At 61.3% G+C, this 20,271-nt stretch carries 15 protein-coding genes; 5 read left to right on the top strand and 10 right to left on the bottom strand.

Annotated features, from left to right (window positions below; translation table 11 throughout):
• Window positions 1-26 precede the first annotated feature (26 nt).
• The 9 genes from AC1RR7_RS11825 to cbiE form a co-directional block, all read right to left on the bottom strand.
• A complete protein-coding gene (locus AC1RR7_RS11825) occupies window positions 27-2,147 on the bottom strand; it encodes a TonB-dependent copper receptor (protein WP_493157502.1) in 2,121 nt (706 codons plus the stop codon).
• Window positions 2,148-2,231: 84 nt separating this feature from the next.
• The gene (locus AC1RR7_RS11820; protein ID WP_096819759.1) at window positions 2,232-2,678 is read right to left on the bottom strand and encodes a DUF2946 domain-containing protein; all 447 of its coding nucleotides are present in this window, start codon (window positions 2,676-2,678) and stop codon (window positions 2,232-2,234) included.
• Window positions 2,679-2,699: 21 nt separating this feature from the next.
• A complete protein-coding gene (locus AC1RR7_RS11815) occupies window positions 2,700-3,179 on the bottom strand; it encodes a copper chaperone PCu(A)C (protein ID WP_493157500.1) in 480 nt (159 codons plus the stop codon).
• A gap of 48 nt (window positions 3,180-3,227) precedes the next feature.
• A complete protein-coding gene (locus AC1RR7_RS11810) occupies window positions 3,228-3,629 on the bottom strand; it encodes a DUF2946 domain-containing protein (protein ID WP_102620093.1) in 402 nt (133 codons plus the stop codon).
• 97 nt (window positions 3,630-3,726) lie between these two features.
• The gene (locus AC1RR7_RS11805) at window positions 3,727-4,017 is read right to left on the bottom strand and encodes an addiction module antidote protein (RefSeq protein WP_085609233.1); all 291 of its coding nucleotides are present in this window, start codon (window positions 4,015-4,017) and stop codon (window positions 3,727-3,729) included.
• A gap of 3 nt (window positions 4,018-4,020) precedes the next feature.
• Entirely contained in the window at window positions 4,021-4,323 is a 303-nt protein-coding gene (locus AC1RR7_RS11800) for a type II toxin-antitoxin system RelE/ParE family toxin (RefSeq protein WP_102620223.1), read from the bottom strand.
• A gap of 191 nt (window positions 4,324-4,514) precedes the next feature.
• Window positions 4,515-5,243 (bottom strand): cobalt-precorrin-6A reductase, encoded by a 729-nt coding sequence (locus AC1RR7_RS11795; RefSeq protein WP_493157498.1) that lies wholly within the window; start codon window positions 5,241-5,243, stop codon window positions 4,515-4,517.
• The gene (locus AC1RR7_RS11790; RefSeq protein ID WP_493157496.1) at window positions 5,240-6,337 is read right to left on the bottom strand and encodes a cobalt-precorrin-5B (C(1))-methyltransferase; all 1,098 of its coding nucleotides are present in this window, start codon (window positions 6,335-6,337) and stop codon (window positions 5,240-5,242) included. The genes AC1RR7_RS11795 and AC1RR7_RS11790 overlap by 4 nt, the downstream gene beginning before the upstream one ends.
• Window positions 6,330-7,541, bottom strand: coding sequence for a precorrin-6y C5,15-methyltransferase (decarboxylating) subunit CbiE (gene cbiE / locus AC1RR7_RS11785; RefSeq protein WP_493157494.1), 1,212 nt, complete (start codon window positions 7,539-7,541; stop codon window positions 6,330-6,332). The genes AC1RR7_RS11790 and cbiE overlap by 8 nt, the downstream gene beginning before the upstream one ends.
• Before the next feature lie 144 nt (window positions 7,542-7,685).
• On the opposite strand from cbiE, the gene cobG reads away from it, so the two are divergent.
• From cobG to AC1RR7_RS11760, 5 genes are all read left to right on the top strand, one after another.
• Entirely contained in the window at window positions 7,686-8,984 is a 1,299-nt protein-coding gene (gene cobG, locus AC1RR7_RS11780; RefSeq protein WP_493065782.1) for a precorrin-3B synthase, read from the top strand.
• Window positions 8,977-9,603 (top strand): precorrin-8X methylmutase, encoded by a 627-nt coding sequence (locus AC1RR7_RS11775; RefSeq protein WP_096819751.1) that lies wholly within the window; start codon window positions 8,977-8,979, stop codon window positions 9,601-9,603. The genes cobG and AC1RR7_RS11775 overlap by 8 nt, the downstream gene beginning before the upstream one ends.
• On the top strand, window positions 9,600-10,334 hold the full coding sequence (locus tag AC1RR7_RS11770) for a precorrin-2 C(20)-methyltransferase (protein WP_425220352.1): 735 nt from the start codon (window positions 9,600-9,602) through the stop codon (window positions 10,332-10,334). The genes AC1RR7_RS11775 and AC1RR7_RS11770 overlap by 4 nt, the downstream gene beginning before the upstream one ends.
• Window positions 10,334-12,037, top strand: coding sequence for a precorrin-3B C(17)-methyltransferase (gene cobJ, locus AC1RR7_RS11765; RefSeq protein ID WP_493157491.1), 1,704 nt, complete (start codon window positions 10,334-10,336; stop codon window positions 12,035-12,037). Before AC1RR7_RS11770 ends, cobJ begins: the two co-directional genes overlap by 1 nt.
• A 339-nt stretch (window positions 12,038-12,376) precedes the next feature.
• Window positions 12,377-19,516 (top strand): TcdA/TcdB pore-forming domain-containing protein, encoded by a 7,140-nt coding sequence (locus AC1RR7_RS11760; protein ID WP_493157489.1) that lies wholly within the window; start codon window positions 12,377-12,379, stop codon window positions 19,514-19,516.
• A gap of 66 nt (window positions 19,517-19,582) precedes the next feature.
• Here AC1RR7_RS11760 and AC1RR7_RS11755 read toward each other — a convergent pair whose 3' ends face one another.
• Complete coding sequence (locus AC1RR7_RS11755) at window positions 19,583-20,179, bottom strand: MarC family protein (protein WP_096819748.1); 597 nt, start codon at window positions 20,177-20,179, stop codon at window positions 19,583-19,585.
• Between the last annotated feature and the right edge of the window lie 92 nt (window positions 20,180-20,271).

Raw genomic sequence — 20,271 nt, 5'->3', positions numbered from 1 at the left:
TCAAGGAGAGCGAGTGCCCTTGAGGGTTAGAAACTCATGTCCACCTTGGTCCAGAGCGTGCGCCCCGGTTCATTGATGGCTTGCGGGTCGTTGGCCGGGTAGCCGAATCCGGCGTTGCCCGCCAGGTTGAGGTGTTCGGCGTAAGCCTTGCCGAACAGGTTGTCGACGCCGGTACTGACCTTCCAGTTTTTGTTGATCCGATAGGCACCGTTGAGCGAGAACACGCCGAAGCCCGAACTCTTGTCGTAATCCTTGCCGACCACGTTGCCCTTGTTCTGGTCGATACGGTTTTGCGCGGCAACCACCCTCCACAGTGCGCCGGCGCTCCAGTTGTCTTCGCTGTAGGTCAGGCCGAAACGTGCATCCAGCGGTGGCATTTGCGGCAGTGCCTTGCCGTCGCTGCTGTTCTTGCCCCAGGCGTAGGCCAGGGTCGCATCGGCTTTCCAGTGGTCGGTGAGTTTGTAAGCGGCACCGAGTTCACCGCCCATGATCCGCGCGTCGATGTTCTCGGCGCGGGAGGTGCTCATGCCCATCATCGTCGGGGTGTAGTCGAACAGGATGTAGTCGCGTACCACGCCGATGTAGCCCGAGGCCCAGGCTTCGAGGTCAGCGTCCTTGTAGTTCACGCCGAAGTCGAGCTGAGTGGTTTTTTCCGGTTTGATCGAATCGAACGCATTGACCGAGCCGGCCGGGCCGGACTTGGGCGAAAACAGCTCCCAGTAATCCGGGAACCGCTGGGCGTGGCCGAGACCGGCGTAGAGCGTGGTCGGGCTGTCGGCCAGGTCATGCTCGTAACGGATGAAACCGCTCGGCAGGGTGTCGGCGCGGGTATCGCCTGCGGTCGGGTTCGGGCGGGACATCATTCCCGATCCGGTGGTCTGCCGATAATCCTTGGCCGAGGCGCGGTCGACCCGGGCGCCGGTGATCAGGCGGTCACGGTCGGCGGCGTACCAGGTCATTTCGCTGAATACCCCGTAGTTATGGAAGTCAGCGTCCTTGTTGCGCGGCAGATCCTTGTAGGCGTCGATGCCCATGGCCGCGCGCTGACGGTGTTCGTTGGTCTGCGCATCGAGGCCGGTGATCAGCTGGATATCGGCCCAGCGCCAGGTCGCCTTGATCCGCGCGCCGAGGGTGCGGCGGTCGACGTTGGACGCCATGGGACCTGCCATCATCCCGGTGCCGGATGGCGTGCGCAGGGTGTAGTTGTCCATCACGTGGTCGGCGTAGTTGTAGTAGACCTGCGCTTCGAGCTTCTCCAGCACATCGGTGATGTTGGATTGCTCGAAGCGCAGGCCGAGGCTTTCACGCAGGAACTGCGAGCCGTCCATGCCGCGCCCGGCGTAGCGCGCTTCGCCGTCGCCCTTGCCGGCGGTCAGCTCGATCAGGGTGTCGGCGTCAGGCGTCCAGCCCACCGCCACATCGCCGTTCCACTTGTCGTAGCGCGAGGCGACGTTGTCGTTGTTGCCATCGCGGTAGTCATCGGAATGCGCGGTGTTGCCGATCACGCGCACATAGCCCAGCGAGCCGCCGGCCGCCGCATCGACGACTTTGTCGAAGCGTCCGTTGGAGCCGGCCAGCACGCTGGCATTCACGCGGGTGCCGAGTTCGCCGAAGCTCTCTGGCTCGCGGTCGAACAGGACTGTGCCGGCCGATGCGCCCGGTCCGTAGAGCACGGTTTGCGGGCCTTTGATCACGGTGAGTTTGTCGTAGGTCTCGGGCGAGATGTACGAGGTCGGCGCGTCCATCCGGCCGGGGCAGGCGCCGAGCATCATGCTGCCGTTGGTGAGGATGTTCAGACGTGAACCGAACATGCCACGCAGCACCGGATCACCGTTGGTGCCGCCGTTGCGCACCAGCGCGAAGCCGGGAATGGTCTTCAGATAGTCGCCGCCATCGCTGGCCGGCACCGGTTGGCGCGGGTCTTTCGGGTTGGTGACGATGGTCAGCGGCGAACTCGGGGCGATGGCGGTGATCACCGTCGGGCTCAGTTCTTCTGTGTGGCCGGCGTGTTCATCGGCGTGGACCAGCGGGGACAGCAGAACGCCGCAAAGGACGGCGGTAGCGTGCCTGAAACGAATGCGCGATTCGTTCAGGGCGAAGGACGCCGGGGCAGAACCCGAGCGTGGGACAGCAGAAAACCTGGACATGACAATTTCCATCAAACAGTCGTAAACGACACGGCCGGCAGCCTGAAGCTGTCTTCTCAACCGTGTGCAATCAGAGGTGGGTGTTTACGCTGCGACGGGCGGGGCGCGGGTGCGGGCGCCGGGGAAGAAAGTCTGCCGGGCATGGCCCAGACGTGGTGAGGGCGTGGTGAAGGTGTTGACGTGGGCGATGCTGAACGTGGCAAAACTGCCGCCACCGGTCAGTGCCGGGCAGTTAAACAGCAGGCTGCAATAGCCGCATTTTTCCCACAACACATGGTGCGACGATTGCGGCGGGCAGTGTTCGGCCGAGGGTTTCGCTTCATGCGCGGAATGATCCATGCCCGCCATGTCCATCGACATGTCCATGCTCATCGGCATCGAAGTCGAGGCGTGCTGATCCATCGGCATCGACTGAGAAATCAGCGGGCCGATGAAGATCATCAACATGGCGAACAGGGCGATCCAGCTGCCGCGTGTCAGGTGTTCAGTCTGACGGCGTTGCACGGACGACCTGGCGCTGCGCGGGCGCATGGGCGGAGTCTGCCGAAGGGGTTACTGGGCGTGCGCGTGTTCCGGCATGTCTTGCGGTGGCTTCTTCTGCACGGCCACTTCGACGGTTACGTCGCCGGCCTTTTCAAAGTGCATCGTCAGCGGGAAGCGCTTGCCATCGGTCAGCAGGCTGCGGTCGGTCGGATTCATCAGCATCACGTGATAGGCCATCGGCGCGAAGGTCACGTTTCCACCGGCCGGGATCGCCACGTTCGGCACCTGTTGCATCTTCATCAGGTCGCCCTGCATCACGTGTTCGTGCAGCTCGGCAGTCGGGGCGATGGGCGAATCCACGCTGAGCAGGCGGTCAGCGGTCTTGCCGCCATTGTGAATGATGAAATACGCGGCAACCGTCGGCGCATTCGGTGGCAGTTCCTGTGACCACGGGTGGGCGATTTCCAGCTCGCCGGCCTTGTATTCGTGGGCATGGGCGAAGCACGCAGGCAGCAACAGCGCAGCGATGACGATGAATTTGTTCAACATGGCAGTTCTCCAGAACGATTTGAAACGCAGGTCAAATGCGGGAACAAATCAAACCAGAGGAGAGGCGCGGGGATTGAGGCTCGGCCATTGCTGGCGCGGTGTCGGGGATTGCAGCAAGGCGGGCGCCACACTGCGATTGCTTTCGTATCGGGCGAAGTACAGCTGCGGCGAATGCCCCGGCAACGCCACCACCGGCGCCGATCCGGAACAGCACCAGCAATGCTGCATGGTCGAATGATTGTCACCGCTTTGCGGTGCTTTCTGATCGAGGCTGCCGATGTCGATCGCCACCATCTTCGTCCCGCTGCCGGTGCAGAAACTGCTCCACAGCAACTGTTCGGCCGGCGTTTGCGCCGCCTGCGCCATGGCACCCGTCAACGGCATGGCGAGCATGTTGAACAGCACTGCGAAGCAGGCGATCCAGGCAAATGCGAGCCGGTGTCGGTTCATGGGACAGGTCCGTAGGGTGGGCGATCAGGCGCGGCTATTTAGCCTGATCAGGGCCGATAAGTAAAAAAGCGTCGTGCGGTTTGGTGTCGCAGAGGATTCAGCCTGCTACGGCATGCAGCCGCAAACCCAGCGCCTTCATGACTTTCATGATAGTCGCGAATTCCGGATTTCCAGTGCTGCTCAGCGCTTTATAAAGGCTTTCACGACCCAGACCTGCATCTCGCGCAACCTGAGTCATGCCTTGGGCGCGGGCAATGTCATTAAGCGCTGCACGGATGAGAACGCCATCGCCAGCATCTTCGTCAAAACAAGCGTCCAGGTAAGCCGCCATTTCCTCGGGCGTTTTCAGAAATTCTGCAGCGTCGAAGCGGGTGAATTTTTCGGTCATGACTTACTCCTCATTACCGATGCTTTGCGCCATCCGGATGGCGCGTTTGATATCTCGTTTTTGTGTCGACTTGTCGCCCCCCAGCAGTAGCAGATAAATCACGTCACCTTTACGTGTGAAGTACATCCTGTAGCCGGGACCGTAATGAACACGCATTTCATAAACGGCACTGCCAACGAACTCGCAATCACCCATGTTTCCATGCTCTGCACCTCGAATTCTGGCGATGATTCGAGCTTTGCCATTGGTGTCTTTCATCGAGTCGAGCCAATCGGCAAATGCAGGGGATCGTTCAAATTCGATCATGTCGAAATCGTATTCCTTGGGATACAGACTGACAAGCCGCATTTTTCTTGAGCGCTGCAGTGCGCTTCAAGAATTTGTTCGCTGCAAATCTGTGGGGATTAAAGGAATCGAAATCTTGGCGTGAGGTGGCAAAAGCGAACAGTCAGCTGCTTCCTGAAAATTTGCCGGTCAAATCAAGGATTAGCTCGAAATCAGGAATTATCTGACGTAGAGAGGGCTTCCAGGACTTCAGACGTACTCATGAACTCCCGATCAACCCCCGCCAACCTCGGCCGCTTCAACACCATCACCGGCACCCCAAGCTCCCGCGCCACTTCCAGTTTCGGCTCGGTTGCGGTGCTGCCGCTGTTCTTGCTGATCAGCACGTCGATCTGCCGGCGTTCGAACAGCGCCCGCTCATCCTCCAGCAGAAACGGTCCACGGGCGCCGATGACTTCGCAGCGTTCGTTGCCGGGATAAACGTCGAGGGCGCGCAGGGTCCAGAACTGGTGCGCAGGGATTTCATCGAGGTGCTGAAGCGGTTCGCGGCCAAGGGTGAACAGGGGGCGGCGGAAGGGTTCGAGGGCGGTGATCAGTTCGGCCCAGCCGGCGACTTCGCGCCAGTCATCGCCCGGCTGTGGTTGCCACGCCGGGCGGCGCAGGGCCCAGCAGGGAATGCCGGTGAGTTGCGCGGCGGTGGCGGCGTTCTGGCTGATTTGGGCGGCGTACGGATGGGTCGCGTCGAGCAGCAGATCGATGCCTTCATCGCGAATGAACTGCGCCAGACCCTCGGCACCACCATAGCCGCCGACGCGCACCTGACACGTCAGGTCGGTAGGCACACGGCCAACCCCGGCCAGGCTGTAGATGTGTTCCGGCCCCAAGGTGCGTGCGATGGCCAGCGCTTCAGTCACGCCGCCCAGCAACAGAATCCGTTTCATACAAAAGCCCCCGCATGGCCAACGATGCCGCCCTGACGATCAATCGCAAACACCTCGACCTGCACCTGCGCCGGCACCACGCTGCGTGCGAATTCCAGAGCATGACGGCAGACCTCGTCGCCCAGCGCAACGCCCGCCGCACTGGCCATCGCCAACGCCTGCTGACTGGTGTTCGCCCCGCGAATGGCTTGCTGCAAGGCGTCATCGGCGCCAATCGCCGCCGCCCATTCGGCCAGTTGCGGCAGGTCGATGCTCGAATGGCGCGAGTGCAGATCCATGTGCCCGGCCGCCAGTTTGCTGATCTTGCCGAAGCCGCCGCACAGGCTGAGTTTATCCACAGGCACTTTGCGCAGGTGCTTGAGTACGGCGCCGACGAAGTCGCCCATTTCGATCAGGGCGATTTCCGGCAGGTCGTAGACCCGGCGCATGGTGTCTTCGCTGGCGTTGCCGGTGCACGCGGCGATGTGCAGGTAGCCGTTGGTTTTCGCCACGTCGATGCCTTGATGGATCGAAGCGATATACGCCGCGCAGGAAAACGGCCGGACGATGCCGCTGGTACCGAGGATCGACAGCCCGCCGAGAATGCCCAGGCGCGGGTTCATGGTTTTCAGCGCCAGGGCTTCGCCGCCTTCGACATTCACCGTTATCTCGAAGCCGCCGCGATAGCCGGTTTCTTCGGCGAGCAATGTCAGGTGATCGCTGATCATCTTGCGCGGCACCGGATTGATCGCCGGTTCACCAACCCCCAGCACCAAACCCGGACGGGTCACAGTGCCGACGCCTTTACCGGCGATGAAGCGAATTCCCGGAACGCCATTCAGCCGCACCCGTGAATAGAGCAGGGCGCCGTGAGTCACGTCCGGGTCGTCGCCGGCATCTTTGATCGTTCCCGCTTCGGCGCCGTCATCGGTCAGCCGGCAGAACTCCAGGCGCATCTGCACCTGCTTGCCCTTGGGCAACACGATCTGCACGGCGTCCGCTACCACTCCGCCGAGCAACAGGCGCGCGGCGGCGAGGCTGGTGGCCGTGGCGCAACTGCCGGTGGTCAGGCCGCTGCGCAGGGGCGCGGGTTGTTCGGCGGTTTCGTCACGCATCGAGGGGTTTGACCAGATCGAGCAGGGTGATCGGCAAGGCCTGGCGCCAGGTGTCGAACTCGCCCAGCGGCTGCGCCTGGGCGATGTGGATGCGGGTCAACTCGCCGCCGTGGCGTTCGCGCCAGCTCATCAAGGTCATTTCGCTTTGCAGGGTCACGGCGTTGGCGACCAGTCGGCCACCGGGTTTCAGTTGCTCCCAGCAGGTTTCCAGCACGCCTTCGCGGGTAACGCCCCCACCGATGAAAATCGCGTCCGGGCGTTCCAGCCCGGCGAGGGCATGTGGTGCGCTGCCGCGAATCAGTTGCAGGCCGGGAACTCCCAGCGCATCGCGGTTGTGTTCGATCAGTTGCTGGCGACCGTCATCGGCCTCAATGGCGAGGGCGCGGCAACTCGGGTGAGCGCGCATCCATTCGATGCCGATCGAACCGCTGCCAGCGCCGACGTCCCACAGCAGTTCGCCCGGTGTCGGGGCGAGGCGGGCGAGGGTGATGGCGCGCACGTCGCGTTTGGTCAGTTGTCCGTCATGTTTGAAGGCAGAATCCGGCAAGCCGGCGAGGCGTGACAGGCGCGGTGTCTGCGGATCGGCAAGGCACTCGAGGGCGATCACGTTGAGGTCGGCAATGACCGGATCGTTCCAGTCGTTGGCGGTGCCGTCGATCCGGCGTTCGGCGCTGCCGCCCAGATGTTCCAGAACACTCAGGCGACTGGGGCCGAATCCACGCTCGCGCAACAATGCCGCAACGGCGGCCGGGCTCTGTCCGTCATTGCTCAACAGCAACAGGCGCACGCCGCTGGACAACCGACCATTGAGGGCCGCCAGCGGGCGGGCCACCAGCGAAAGGATGCTGACCTCCTGCAATGGCCATCCCAGCCGGGCGGCCGCCAGCGAACACGAGGACGGCGCCGGCAGCACCAGCATTTCGGTGTCCGGCACCTGCCGCGCCAGACTCGCGCCAACGCCGTAGAACATCGGATCACCACTGGCCAGCACGCACACCGCTTCGCCACGGCGCTCGAGAACCGGGGCCAGAGAAAACGGGCTCGGCCACAACTGGCGCTCGCCACGGATGCACACCGGTAACAGATCGAGCTGACGCTGACCGCCGATGATCCGCGAAGCGCCCATCAGGGCGCGTCGGGCATTTTTGCCCAGGCCCTTGAAGCCGTCTTCACCGATTCCTACTACTGTCAGCCAGGGTGACATCTGTAGCCCCTCAAAAAAGTGTCCGCAAACGCGCCGTTCCGACGGGCAGACTTTTCATGCCGTCGGACAAAGCAGGCATAATACCGCGCCTTCGCCCGCGAAGCGCCTTTCCCACAGAGCTGCCAGCCCTTGAACGAACGCCCGATGTCCAACGCCATACGCCCCTCGGCCTGTCCGGGGTTGCTGCGTATCGTCCAGGCGCTGGATGGCGGTATCTGCCGGATCAAGCTCGATGGCGGTTCGATCTCGGCCGATCAGGCCGATGCGGTGGCCAATGCCGCCGAGCGGTTTGCCGGCGGGGCGATCGAGGCGACCAACCGGGGCAATCTGCAGATTCGCGGCATCGGCGATCAGTCCGCCGCGTTGATCGACAGCCTGCTGGCCGCCGGGCTCGGGCCGCGAACCGCGGCGGGCGACGATGTGCGCAACCTGATGCTCAGCCCGGCCGCCGGCATCGACCGGCAGATGCGCTTCGATACCCGTCCATTGGCCGGGCAGATCCTCGAGACCCTGCAACGTCATCCGCGTTTCCATGAGTTGAGCGCCAAGTTCGCCGTGCAACTGGATGGCGGTGAAGCGCTGGCGATGCTCGAACATCCCCACGATCTGTGGTTGTCGGCATACGAAGATCGCGGCGATACGCTGTTGGCATTTGGTCTGGCGGGTTGCCCGACGGATCGACCGCTGGCCGCCGTGACGCTTGCGGATGGACATGCGCTGGTGGTCGCGGTGCTGGAGTTGTTCCTCGAACTGGCCCGACCGGAGCAGACACGAATGCGCCATCTGCTGGATGAATGCCCGGCGCCGATGTTCCTCGAAAAACTCGGTCAGCGGATCAGCCTGCTAGCTGTAGGTGATTGGCAACGTGGAGCCGTGCAGGAAGGCTTGCACATCGGCATTCATCCTCAGCAAGTGGCAGGTCAGGTCTATGTCGGTGCTGTACCGGCGCTCGGTCGTCTCGATCCGGACATGCTGCGAGGTGCCGCGCAATTGGCCAGAACCTTTGGCGACGGCAGCCTCCGTTTCACACCCTGGCAAAGTCTGTTGCTGCCCAATGTGCGGGAAGCGGACTCAGTCCAAGTGCTTGATGCTCTGAGCAAGCTGAACCTGCTGACCCAGACCGAAGATCCGCTGTCACACCTGATCGCCTGCACCGGCTCCAACGGTTGCGGCAAAGGCTTGGCCGACACCAAACACGATGCCCGCCTGCTGGCTACGCTGTTGCCACACACCGTGGATGTGCACCTGTCCGGCTGTTCGCGTTCCTGCGCCGCCGCACATCGGGCTGCCGTGACTCTGCTGGCGGTCGGCCCCGGTCACTACGATCTCTATTTCCGCGATGCAGCTCTGCCGGGTTTCGGCGCGCTGCACGCTCACAACCTTACTATCGAAGCGGCCGCGACTCTGCTCGCCGCCCGCTCACGGAGCCCCCTTGATGCTTGATTACATCCGCGACGGTCAGGAGATCTATCGCAACTCCTTCGCGATCATTCGCCGCGAGGCCAACCTCTCGCGCATCCCGGCCGACCTGGAAAAACTCGCGGTGCGGGTGATCCATGCCTGCGGCATGGTCGAGGCCATCGACGGGCTGCAATTCTCCGAAGGCGCGGGCAAGGCCGGGCGCGATGCGCTGGCTGCGGGCGCGCCGATCCTGTGCGATGCGCGGATGGTCTCCGAAGGCGTGACCCGTGCACGCCTGCCGGCCAACAACGAAGTGATCTGCACCTTGCGCGACGACAGCGTGCCGGAGCTTGCGCGTGAGCTGGGCAACACTCGCTCGGCAGCGGCGCTGGAACTGTGGCGTCCGCATCTGGAAGGCAGCGTGGTGGTGATCGGCAACGCGCCGACCGCGCTGTTCTATCTGCTGGAAATGCTCGACGCCGGCGCTCCGAAACCGGCGCTGATCCTCGGCTTCCCGGTGGGTTTCGTCGGTGCTGCCGAATCCAAGGCCGAGCTGGCGGCCAACAGCCGTGGCGTGCCGTTCGTGATCATGCAGGGCCGCCTCGGCGGCAGTGCCATGGCCGCCGCTGCCGTCAATGCCCTCGCCACGGAGATCGAATGATGCAGGCTAAAGGACGTTTGATTGGCCTGGGCGTCGGACCCGGTGATCCGGAACTGATTACCGTCAAGGCCCTGCGCCTGCTGCGCGAATCGCCGGTGGTGGCGTATTTCGTGGCCAAGGGCAAGAAGGGCAACGCGTTCGGCATCATTGAAGCGCACCTGCAGGATGCGCAGAACCTGCTGCCGCTGGTGTACCCGGTGACCACCGAAGTGTTGCCGGCGCCGCTGTCCTACGAACAGGTGATCAGCGATTTCTACGATGACGCTGCCGAGGAAGTGGCCGCGCATCTGGATGCCGGTCGCGACGTGGCGGTGATCTGCGAAGGCGACCCGTTCTTCTACGGCTCCTACATGTACCTGCACGATCGCCTCGCCAGCCGTTACGAAGCCGAAGTGGTGCCGGGCGTTTGCTCGATGCTTGGCGGTGCTTCCGTGCTGGGCGCGCCGCTGGTGTATCGCAATCAGAGCCTGTCGGTGCTGTCCGGCGTGCTGCCTCATGAAGAGCTCAAGCGTCGTCTGGCCGATGCCGATGCGGCGGTGATCATGAAGCTGGGGCGCAACTTCCCGAAAGTGCGCGACGTGTTGGCAGAGCTGGGCCTGGCCGAGCGTGCGCTGTACGTCGAGCGCGCAACCATGGCCAATCAGAAGATCGTCCCGCTGGATGAGGTCGAGCCGATGTCGTCGCCGTACTTCTCGCTGATCATTGTTCCCGGCGAACGGTGGCAAGGCTGATGACCCATTCCACACCGGCCATCGTCATTCTCGGCCAGGGCGCGCTGGCCACGGCCCGTCGCCTTCAGCAGGTCTATCCGGCTGCGCAGATCCACGGGCTCAAAGGACGTGTCGAAGGGGCTGATCTGACTTACAGCGAGTTCGGCGCAACGCTGCGCGAGCTGTATCAACAGGACACGCCGATCATTGCGCTGTGCGCGGCAGGCATTGTCATTCGCACACTGGCGCCGCTGCTGCTGGAAAAAGGCGTCGAGCCACCGGTGCTCGCCGTGGCTGAAGACGGCAGCGCCGTGGTGCCGCTGCTCGGCGGCCTGGGCGGGGTGAATGTCATGGCCCGTGAGATGGCGACTGCACTTGAAGTGCCGGCGGCGATCACCACCAGCGGCGAATTGCGCTTTGGCACCTGCCTGCTCAACCCGCCCGGCGGTTATGCCCTCGGCGATCTGGAGCAGGGCAAGCGTTTTGTGTCCGATCTGCTTGCCGGCCACAGCGTGCGCATCGATGGCGCCGCGCCTTGGCTTGAGCAGGCGCAACTGCCGGAAGATTCACAGGCGCAGCGCTCGATTCACGTCGGCAGCGACGCCCGCGTGGCGAGCGCCAGTGAGTTGCTGATTTATCCGCGCAGCGTGGCGGTGGCGGTCGGTGCCGATGTGGCCGACCTGCCGGATGCGATTCGCAATGCGTTGCTGCAGGCCGGTGTGGCGATTCAATCGCTGGCCTGTCTGGTGGCGGCTGACGTTCAGATGGCCAGCCCGGCATTGCGTGAAGCAGCGTTTGAATTGGCGGTGCCGCTACGCTTTGTTGCGCCAGCGAGTGACATCGCGGAGCTGGCAATCCATGCCGTCCCAGACGCTCGAATCATCACAACATCCCACGATATTGCCATCGCCGTGGCCGAACAGCCGCTGGATGTTTCGCAGGTCGGTCGTCCGCGCGGACGTCTAGCCGTCATCGGTCTCGGGCCGGGTGCCGCCGAGTTGATGGTGCCGGCAGTGAAGGCCGAACTGGCCCGGGCTACCGACGTGATGGGTTACGAAACTTACGTGCGTATGGCTGGCCCGTTCCGCGACGATCAGGTGCAGCACTGCACCGATAACCGCGAAGAAATGCAGCGCGCTCGCCATGCCTTCAGACTGGCCGCTCAGGGCCGTTCGGTGATTGTGGTTTCGTCCGGCGATCCGGGGGTGTTCGCCATGGCGGCGGCGGTGCTTGAGGCGTTGCACGAGTCGACGGATCCGGCGTGGCACAGCGTCGATCTGGAAATCCTGCCGGGTGTTTCCGCGTCGCTCGCCACCGCCGCTCAGGCCGGTGCGCCGCTGGGTCACGACTTCTGCGTGATGTCGCTGTCGGACAACCTCAAGCCGTGGTCGATCATCGAAAAACGCCTGGACCTGGCCGCCGAGGCGGATCTGGCGTTGGCGTTCTACAACCCGATCTCCCGCGCCCGTCCGTGGCAACTGGGGCGAGCGCTGGAAATCGTTGCGCAACATCGCACACCGCAAACGCCAGTAGTGCTGGGCCGCGATATTGGCCGGCCGGGGCAGACACTGCGAGTGACAACGTTGGGCGCACTGACACCGGATCAGGTCGACATGCGCACGATGGTGCTGATCGGTTCGTCCACCACCTGTACTTTCCCTCGCAGCGAGGGCGGTGAGTGGGTGTATACGCCGCGTTGGTATGGGGAAAAACCGGCCGGATGACAGCGCTTTTGTAATCCGTTTTGTTTCTCTACATGGATGTCAATAACAAGGCCGCGAATGAAAGTTCGCGGCCTTGTCTGTTTTTGCGTGGCCTGTTTTCGGAATCATATTTAATTGTTGTAAAAAATCTTGAGCTGATGTTGTTGGGTGTTTCTTCTGACATTGTTTGAATGGCTTCATGTTTGTCTGTGAAGTTCTTTTGCACTAGTTTTGCGTTCGATGGGTTTTTAAGGTTCCACCGTTTTGGTTTGTCATCAGAGGATTTCTCTCTTGGCTAAGTGTTTGGTGCGCGCTTGTTTTTGGTGCGTATGTCATTGGATGTTTCAAGGAAGTCGGTTCATGCAAGATGCAAAAGTTAAAGCCGTTGATGGTGAATATGTAAAATTCGTCAATTTGTTCAAGTTGGCGGACCTTGAACAGGCACTGTCGCCGTACAAGAACACCCGACAATATGATGCCGTTATCCGTTATTACTTTGCCTGCATCGGCCTGCTTGATTCGCCGCGGCTGCTGCATCCTCTGGCGCTGTTCAAGCAGGCGCTGGGCGAATTTGGCCAGGGCCGTGTACGCCGGGAAGTGGAGCAGGAGCCGGCGCACAGCCCTGATACAGAATCGGCTCCCACCCTTTCACAAATAACTGACCGAGTTGAAAACTTCGAGTCGCGCCTGCTTAACAGCATCGAACAAATTAAATCGCCTGCGACGCAAGTACCGAAAATTTTGCACTTCGTGTGGCTGGGTGGGGGCATTAGCGAGATTCAGCGTGATTACATCAATCTCTGGAAACAAATACTGGCCGGGCAGGGATACAAAATCAATCTCTGGTATGACAGTGATGCAATGCTTGTCCATCAGACGACTCGCCTTATTGTCGAGGCCGCCAAAGCGCACGCGATGCAGCAGGGTGGAGTTGATAGCGCTACGGAATATGAACTCGGAGAGGCCTATGTAAGGCGAGCGATTGTTCTGAAGCAGCAAATGTTTGCTCATATCAATGAGGCTGTAGCAAGCGGTGTATCAGCTGACGATGCCAGAATGCAGTTGTTGGCCAAAGCGTATGGTCAGCAGGACACAGATCTGAAACTGCTTAAAGAGCGCAATTTGCAGAGCCTGCAGGCGGTGGCCGGTGGCGACTTGCAGTTGCGCGATTTGGCCGGCACTTCGCAACCCATGCAGTTGCAAGCCATTTACGATCAGGAAATGCGCTTGCGCGGCAATCTTGCAGCGGGTTCCGATGTTGTGCGGCTAGAAGTATTAGTGCCAGAAGGCGGAATGTACTCAGATGTCGATAATCTTCCTCCCTTATTGAAGGAGTTGGGCGGTTTGGATATCAGCAAGTTCGGTCCGTATGCCGAGCTTGGCATCACTCAACTGCTGTTGGATCACAATCCACACTGGATGCCCGGACGTCAGGCATTGCGCAGTCGTTACAAGAGTTATGACCACTACATCCCCCAGGAACATCGTGCCGCGCTGGAGTCTTTTGCCAAAAGCGCGCCGGTGTTGAGTCAAGTCTTCCAGGCGCCGAGCGACCTGCTGGCACGCTCCTACATGCTGCGTGCCTTGGCTGAAATGGGTTCAGTGACCAACGCTTACCTGATGGCTCATCCGGGCGCACCTATGGTGCAGTCGGTGCAGGAGAGCCTGCGCTTCAACTTTGCAGTGATGGACTCAGTCGCCAGGGTGGGTAGGGCCAAAGGTGTCGCGCCAGATGACCACGGTGCCATGCAAAAGCTGGCGGTTGTCGAAATCGAGCGCCGACTCGGGCCTTTGAATGCGCTGTCTTTTGTTCGGGAAATCGAAATGTATACGCTGGCGGATGCTATCGCCGGTTACCACAGAGACGGTATTCGTCCAGAAAAGGAGGTAACGATTTTTCTGACCGGTCCAGGGGCTATGCGCCGGGGCATGCAGGACTATGAACGGGCTCATTTCACACCTCGGGACGACGGCACCCTGAGTCCAGAGCTGAGTATCGCTCCTCTGGGGACAGTTAATCGCTCTAGCGAGGAGGAGCAGGACCACTCATGGAAGGAAAACGCAGAGAATTTAGTTCAATGGGTAAAAGATGAAAAACAACGTTGGCACGACGGCCAATACAAAACCCGCTACGCCGGCAACATCGACGAACTGCTAAAACACTCGGCCGTCGAATTCGAACTCGGCTGGCCGCTCATCGAAGGACGTCATGTCCTGAATACCGAGTTGTTGCAGCGCATGGCCGAGCGCCTCGGCGAACCGTTTACCCAGGCGATGATGAGCGGCCACGATGGCAAGGTTGTGTTCGCTGAAAGGTTGCCGCTGAGCTTCGATGATCGTCAGGCCATCCGCAATCAGGACACTCGCCTGCGGCCACCGGCATTCCCGAAAAGTCCGATCGCCCAGAATCTCGCGCTGGATGAACTATTGATCGGTCTGGGCGCCGGCTCCTGGCAACTTGCGCAGCTCAACCCGTTGCAGCGTTTGACGCTTGGGGCGTTGGTGGGCATCGAGTCACTGGACAGTCAGAGCTTTTCCGCCCTGAGCGGTGCGCTGGACAATCTGATCAACAGCGTCAGCGAGCGGGGGACGTCCGGGCGTTACGCAGTGATCGAGCAGCATCTCTATCAGCGTCGGGCGCCCGCGTTTCTGGCAGGGATGGCAAGTGTCGAGGATGGCTTGCCGGCGAACTCGGTCAGCGCACTGAGCCTGAAGAAAAACGCGCTGGCCAACGCCGTGACGCTGTTTGACTGGGGGCGTCAGGTGGCGCAGGTCCAGCGTGTCGCGACGCGGGAACACCGTGAAAAGGTTCAGGAACGGGTGGAGCAAGTGCTGAACCAGTTCGAGGCCGGAACCGCCAAACTGGTGCCTCAAGATCTTTTGATGCATGGAACAGGTGACACGGCTGGCGGACGTTGCTTTCCGCTGGTGTTGGCGATGAGTGCCGCCCTCACGCAGGGCGAGGTAGCGACCCGACAATTGCGCGAGCGGTTTTTCCTGACGGTACTTGAACCGGGGCAATCGGACTCGACGGCGTTTCTGGGGGCACTGGAGGAAATGCGTGGCATGAACGCCGCAGAGGTCGGCACGGCGCTGGGGCGGGTCGATCTGGACACGGTGGTCGCGACCCTCGAGGAGTCTGTTAGCACCCGAACCCTGATGCTCAACTCGGACAACCACTCGATGCTGGTGGCCCGAACTGTAAACGGGGCGGCAGACGCTTATCACTTCTATGATCCGAACTTCGGCCTGTTCGAATTCGACAGTCCCGCGACCTTCAAAATGGCCCTGAAGCAATTTTTCAAGGACACGGACATGGCTCAACACTACGCCGTGTATGGCAAGGCTGGCAGGCCGCAGTTCGATCTGATCGATGTTCAGGGGGGGCAGGTTGCCGGTCTGGAGCTGTCGAGCGGCTTCAAGGTGGCTCAGTTGCTCAAGGATGAACCACTGCCGGACAAACCGTTCAGGCCCATTCGCCAGAGGGTGAACAGTGCTCACGGCCAGTCGCTGATGGCGAATTCGCGACTGGGCAGTGCGCTGCTGACTTCAGACAATCACTGGTGGGCGGAGCAGATCGCTGAGGCAACTTCGCGCTTGCAGGAGGGCCATGATTCGGTCACTCCATTGGTGCCGTTGTTCGATTCGCTGGAGGTGATACCCGAGGGCGGCTATCGGGTGAACATGATCGATCCGCAGAGTGGCGAGTCGGTGGCCATGGTCACCAGCCGGGATGATCGCCTGTTGCGAATCAGGAGTTACCTGACTGACCTGTTCTCGACCCTGGGGCGCAAACGTGCGACCGGCGCGGTGGTGGATCCGACCGAGGCGGCAGCGGTGCACACGCTCAATGCCGGGTTTGCGGTGCAGGCACTGATGAATGCGTTGCGCGGGCGTGAAGGCGACGAGCGCACATTGACCACTGCGGTGCAGTGGCATGCCTACGTCAACTACGCACAACTGGTGCATGGCAATGTGGTCGATGTGGCAGGGCTGATCGGTCTGGTGCAAGCCGCGTTGCGCGATGAAAAACTGATTGCCCGTACCAGTGCGAAGGTGGTCGGCGAAGCACTTGAGCCATTGACCGGCAGAGCCATCGGTGCTGTAGCCGGGCATGTGGCCAACGAGGGCGTCGGTGCCGTGCTGGGGCTGGCCAATGTCGGCTTCGATATCTATCAGTTGGCGAATGCCCGTAACGATGTCGAAATCGCGACCTATGCCACTCAACTGACATTCGACGCCAGCAGTCTGGCCCTGACGGGGGCGGGACTTGGTGCGGCGCTCGCCGGCGCGGGTACGGCGGCTGCAGTGCTGGGTGGCGCCGGGGTGATTCTGGGTGGCCTGGCAGTCGGCGTGGCTGCACTGGCGCAAAACTTCGCAACCATCGCAGAAGAAGCGAAAGCGGTCGGGCTGTTTTTCGCGGAACTGGAGCAGGCGCATCACGGTGCCGGGTATCGCTACAGCGGCGAGCAGGGTGCCTGGTTACCGCGACCGGCGCTGATCATCAACGGTCTGGATCTGGGCGCCGGTAAACTGTTGCTCGACAGCACTCGTCTGTATCCGCTGCGCGATCATTTCGGTGTACCGGAATTCGAGGTCGACTATTCACGCGCCATCAACCTGAGCAAGGAGCTGGGCTACCCCGCCGAGATGAAGTTCTCGCCACCGGCCGAGCAAGCCATTGTCCTGCCGTGTACGCCGATCACCTGCTACCGCTACGAGTACCAGATCCTGCCGTTTGCATCGCAGCGCCACGACAAGGGCTTCGACATCGCCCGGCGTCTGGAGAAGAAAAAAGCAGACGGTCAGTGGCTGTTCCTGTTTTCGTTCTACTCGTTTCCCAGCCACTACATCCTCTATCGGATGTACCCCGATTATCGGCCGACCGAGATCAACGTCACGCTCGATGCGCAGGCACGCAAACTGGTGGTGCCGGTCATCCCCAAGCCATGGCACGAGCAGATCAGCTATCGGATTCAGGGCGGTGGAGGCACATGCACACTCGTGCTCAACCCCGGCGTCAACGTCGGACTGACGTCAGTAGGCAAACAAAAGGACCGCTGGATCATTGTCGCGCCGTGGGCCGTCGAGACGGACATCGTGTTCGGCAGCAACGGGCAATTCAGTATCAAAGGCTGCGAATTCAAGGTGACGGCTGACATAGCGCCGGAAATTTCCCTGCTGATCGAAAATGGCCGGCTCTTCCGGATTGCCGGCGACAAACGGCTTGAGCTGGATCTTCTGGAAGAACAGGCGCCCAAAGGGCTGGACGGCCAGATCCTGCAGGATCATCTGCAAGACCTGGCGCGAGCCCATCGATTGGCGCTGCGCTACACGCCGATCCACGACTATCTGATTCCGTTCGAAAACATCAAGGCACCGCGTTACACCAATGGCTGGTACGACGCCGCGCAGGACCGGATTCTCTACATCCGCAACGACGAGGTGTTCGACGATGAGGGCCTGTTATCGATGGTGGTCGGCGGTTCGGCGTTTTTCCACGATCCGCTCGGTTACGAGATCTGCCAGGTTGATGCTGGCACGGGACTGCTCAGTCATCGCTATCGTTTGATGTTCCGTCGCACTGGCGTCAGCACGATCCGCAGCGTCGAAGCCGATGGTCAGGGCGTCGTGCATGTGGTGCAGGACTATGCCCATGAAGACGGCACGCTTGAGCGCCTCAATTACCTGATTCACGAAGGCTTGCTGTGGCTGAGTTCGGTTACCCGCGGACTTGAACCGACCTTCGAGTCGCTGCTCGATGACAGCACTCCCCTGGCCGGCTGGGCTCCGATACTGGGCGAGTGGGTGGTGCCCAAACCGGTCTACGATGACAAGGGGTATGCCACGGTCGACTGGCAGTTCGCGCCTTACGTTTCGATCTGCTGGACGATCGAAGAGAACGCCCGGGACATGGCCTGGATTCGTACCCGTGACAATCTGATCGTGCGGCCGGTACCGCGTCGTCGTCATGCACGCGGCTGGCCCGACTCGGTCCAGAACCTGAACGAGTTGATGCTGCTGACGCTGGCTGATGACGTCGACGTGTTTGTCATCTACGACCGCCAGCTTCAGAACCTGTGCCGGGTGCAGCGCACAGTGGAGGAAGGGCAGGGCCAATGGTCGCACCGCTGGGTGCAACCTGGGGGCCTGAAACAGGTGACTGCTGAGCACAAGGGTTATCAGGCGCGGACCGAGGACGGGTTGTCGTTCGAGATCGGTACCGACGGCGAAGTGCGTTTTGCGGGTCTGGCCGAACCATGGCTCAAGGGACGAGGGCAATGGTGGCTGGCGCTCGAAGCGGTGGCCCGGCAATACACCGTTGAACAGTTCCTGATTGTCGGCATTGCCAATGCCGCTGGCGATGCACGCTTGCACGCCTGGTACGTGGGAGGCCGCCTGCTGCTGTGTGAGGCGCAACAGACGCAGCTCCAACTGCTCGGCATGACGCCGGACAATCAATCGGCATGGCTGTTCGAACCCGAAAGCGGCGAGGTCTGGCGCCAGACCTTTATCGATAAAGAGCAACTCGACCAGGCCTTCGGAAAAGGCACGCAATTGTTACAGGCCGCATTGCTGCCCAAACCCGAACGACAGTGGACTGCCTGGCGTTTTGCCGATGTGCGGATCGACGGTGCTGGTCTTGTGGGCACGACGCGGGAGGGGGTGGTGCTGCAACTGGAACATCAGGCACCCCCGCTGATCACCGGCGTGCAGCATGATTGGCTGGCGGCCCATGGCGACAATCTGATCGGCAACTTGCAGGCCTTGCTGGCGAACGAGGCGCATCGTCCGTTCATTTCGATCGCTGCGCAGGACGCCAGTGTTCAGTGGTACATCGCCGACAGCGCACGGCTGATCCAGATCCCCGCTGCCGATTTGCCCAAGGATTTCGAGCTGCTCGGAACCCGGCGAAATACCGATGTCCTGCTGCATAAGCCGCAGGAACGGGTCGTTCAGGGCTACCCGAGTTTGCGTCAGATCAAACCGCTGGATTATGTCCAGCGCACGGGTGAGGTACTGGTGCTTGAAGGGCGGGTGGATGCCTACGATCTGCTGCCGCTGGTGCCGGACGATGTGCGCACACTGGTTTTGCGGGTGGGGCGCGGTTCGATGAAATGGCACCTGTCCGAGGCGCTCATGCGCAAGCTCGATTCGCTGGTGGTGGATTGCCGTTATCCGCTGGTGGGTTTTCCGCAGTTCATGGGCCGCTTGATCCTGACCATGACCGATCCGCACAAGCTCGAAGTGGGGATGGTCGAGGAGCATCTGGTGGTGATTGATCCTGACAGTGAGCACTGTGTGCTGGTGCGCAATGCGGATGCGCCTGATCCGGCGCTGCGTGGTGATGCCATGCTTGAGGTCAAGGGGCTGCATCCATGTCAGGTGTCGACCCTGGTGCGTTGGCTGAAGGCGCGCAAGGATGAAACCGAAAGCGTGACGTTGAAAGCCTTGATCGATCAGGTTGGCGCGAAGAAAACCGTCGAGTCTGCCGATTGAGGGCTTACGGGCACTGACGAAAAAAGACCGCCGACGTTACCGTCGGCGGTCTTTTCGTTTCAGGGTTCAAGGCACAAGGTAGCCTTTGACCCCGGTAAAGATGATCTGCGCCGCCAGCGCGCATACGAACAACCCCATCAGGCGGCTGACGATCTGCAGGCCCTGGTCACCGAGAATCCGCTCGATGCGGTTCGACAAATAAAGCACTACTCCAACCGTGAAGCTGGCGAGTGCAATACTCATGATCGCGATCAGCTTGTCATCCCAGTGCGGCTGGCTGACGCCCATCACCAGCAATGCGCCGATGGTGCCGGGGCCGACAGTCAGGGGAATGGTCAGCGGGACAATCGTCACATCCTGCTGCACGTTGTCGGTCTGCACGGCGGACTTGCCCTGTGCCATGCCCAGCGCCGAGATGAACAGCACGCTGCCGGCACCGATGCGGAAGGCATCCACGGTGATGCCGAACACGTCGAAGATCACCCGCCCGAACAGGTACAGCAACACGCTCGAAACCAGGGTGGCGATCGCAACTTTCCAGGCCAGGCGCCGTTGTTCCTTGCGCGAATAACCCCGGGTCAGGCTGATGAAGCAGGACAACACGAAGAACGGGCTATAGAGCACCAGCATCTTCAGGTAAACGCTGAACAACACATGGAGCATGATTGAAACTCGCGCCGACGAAAGTTGAACGGAGTCTATCAGGCGGATCTGGCGTCATCACGCCATGTTCCGTTCGAGGAGTGAGGACTCGC

Source organism: Pseudomonas sp. GW821-FHT11G12 (assembly GCF_058808055.1).
This window is presented reverse-complemented; position numbering and strand designations above follow the sequence as displayed.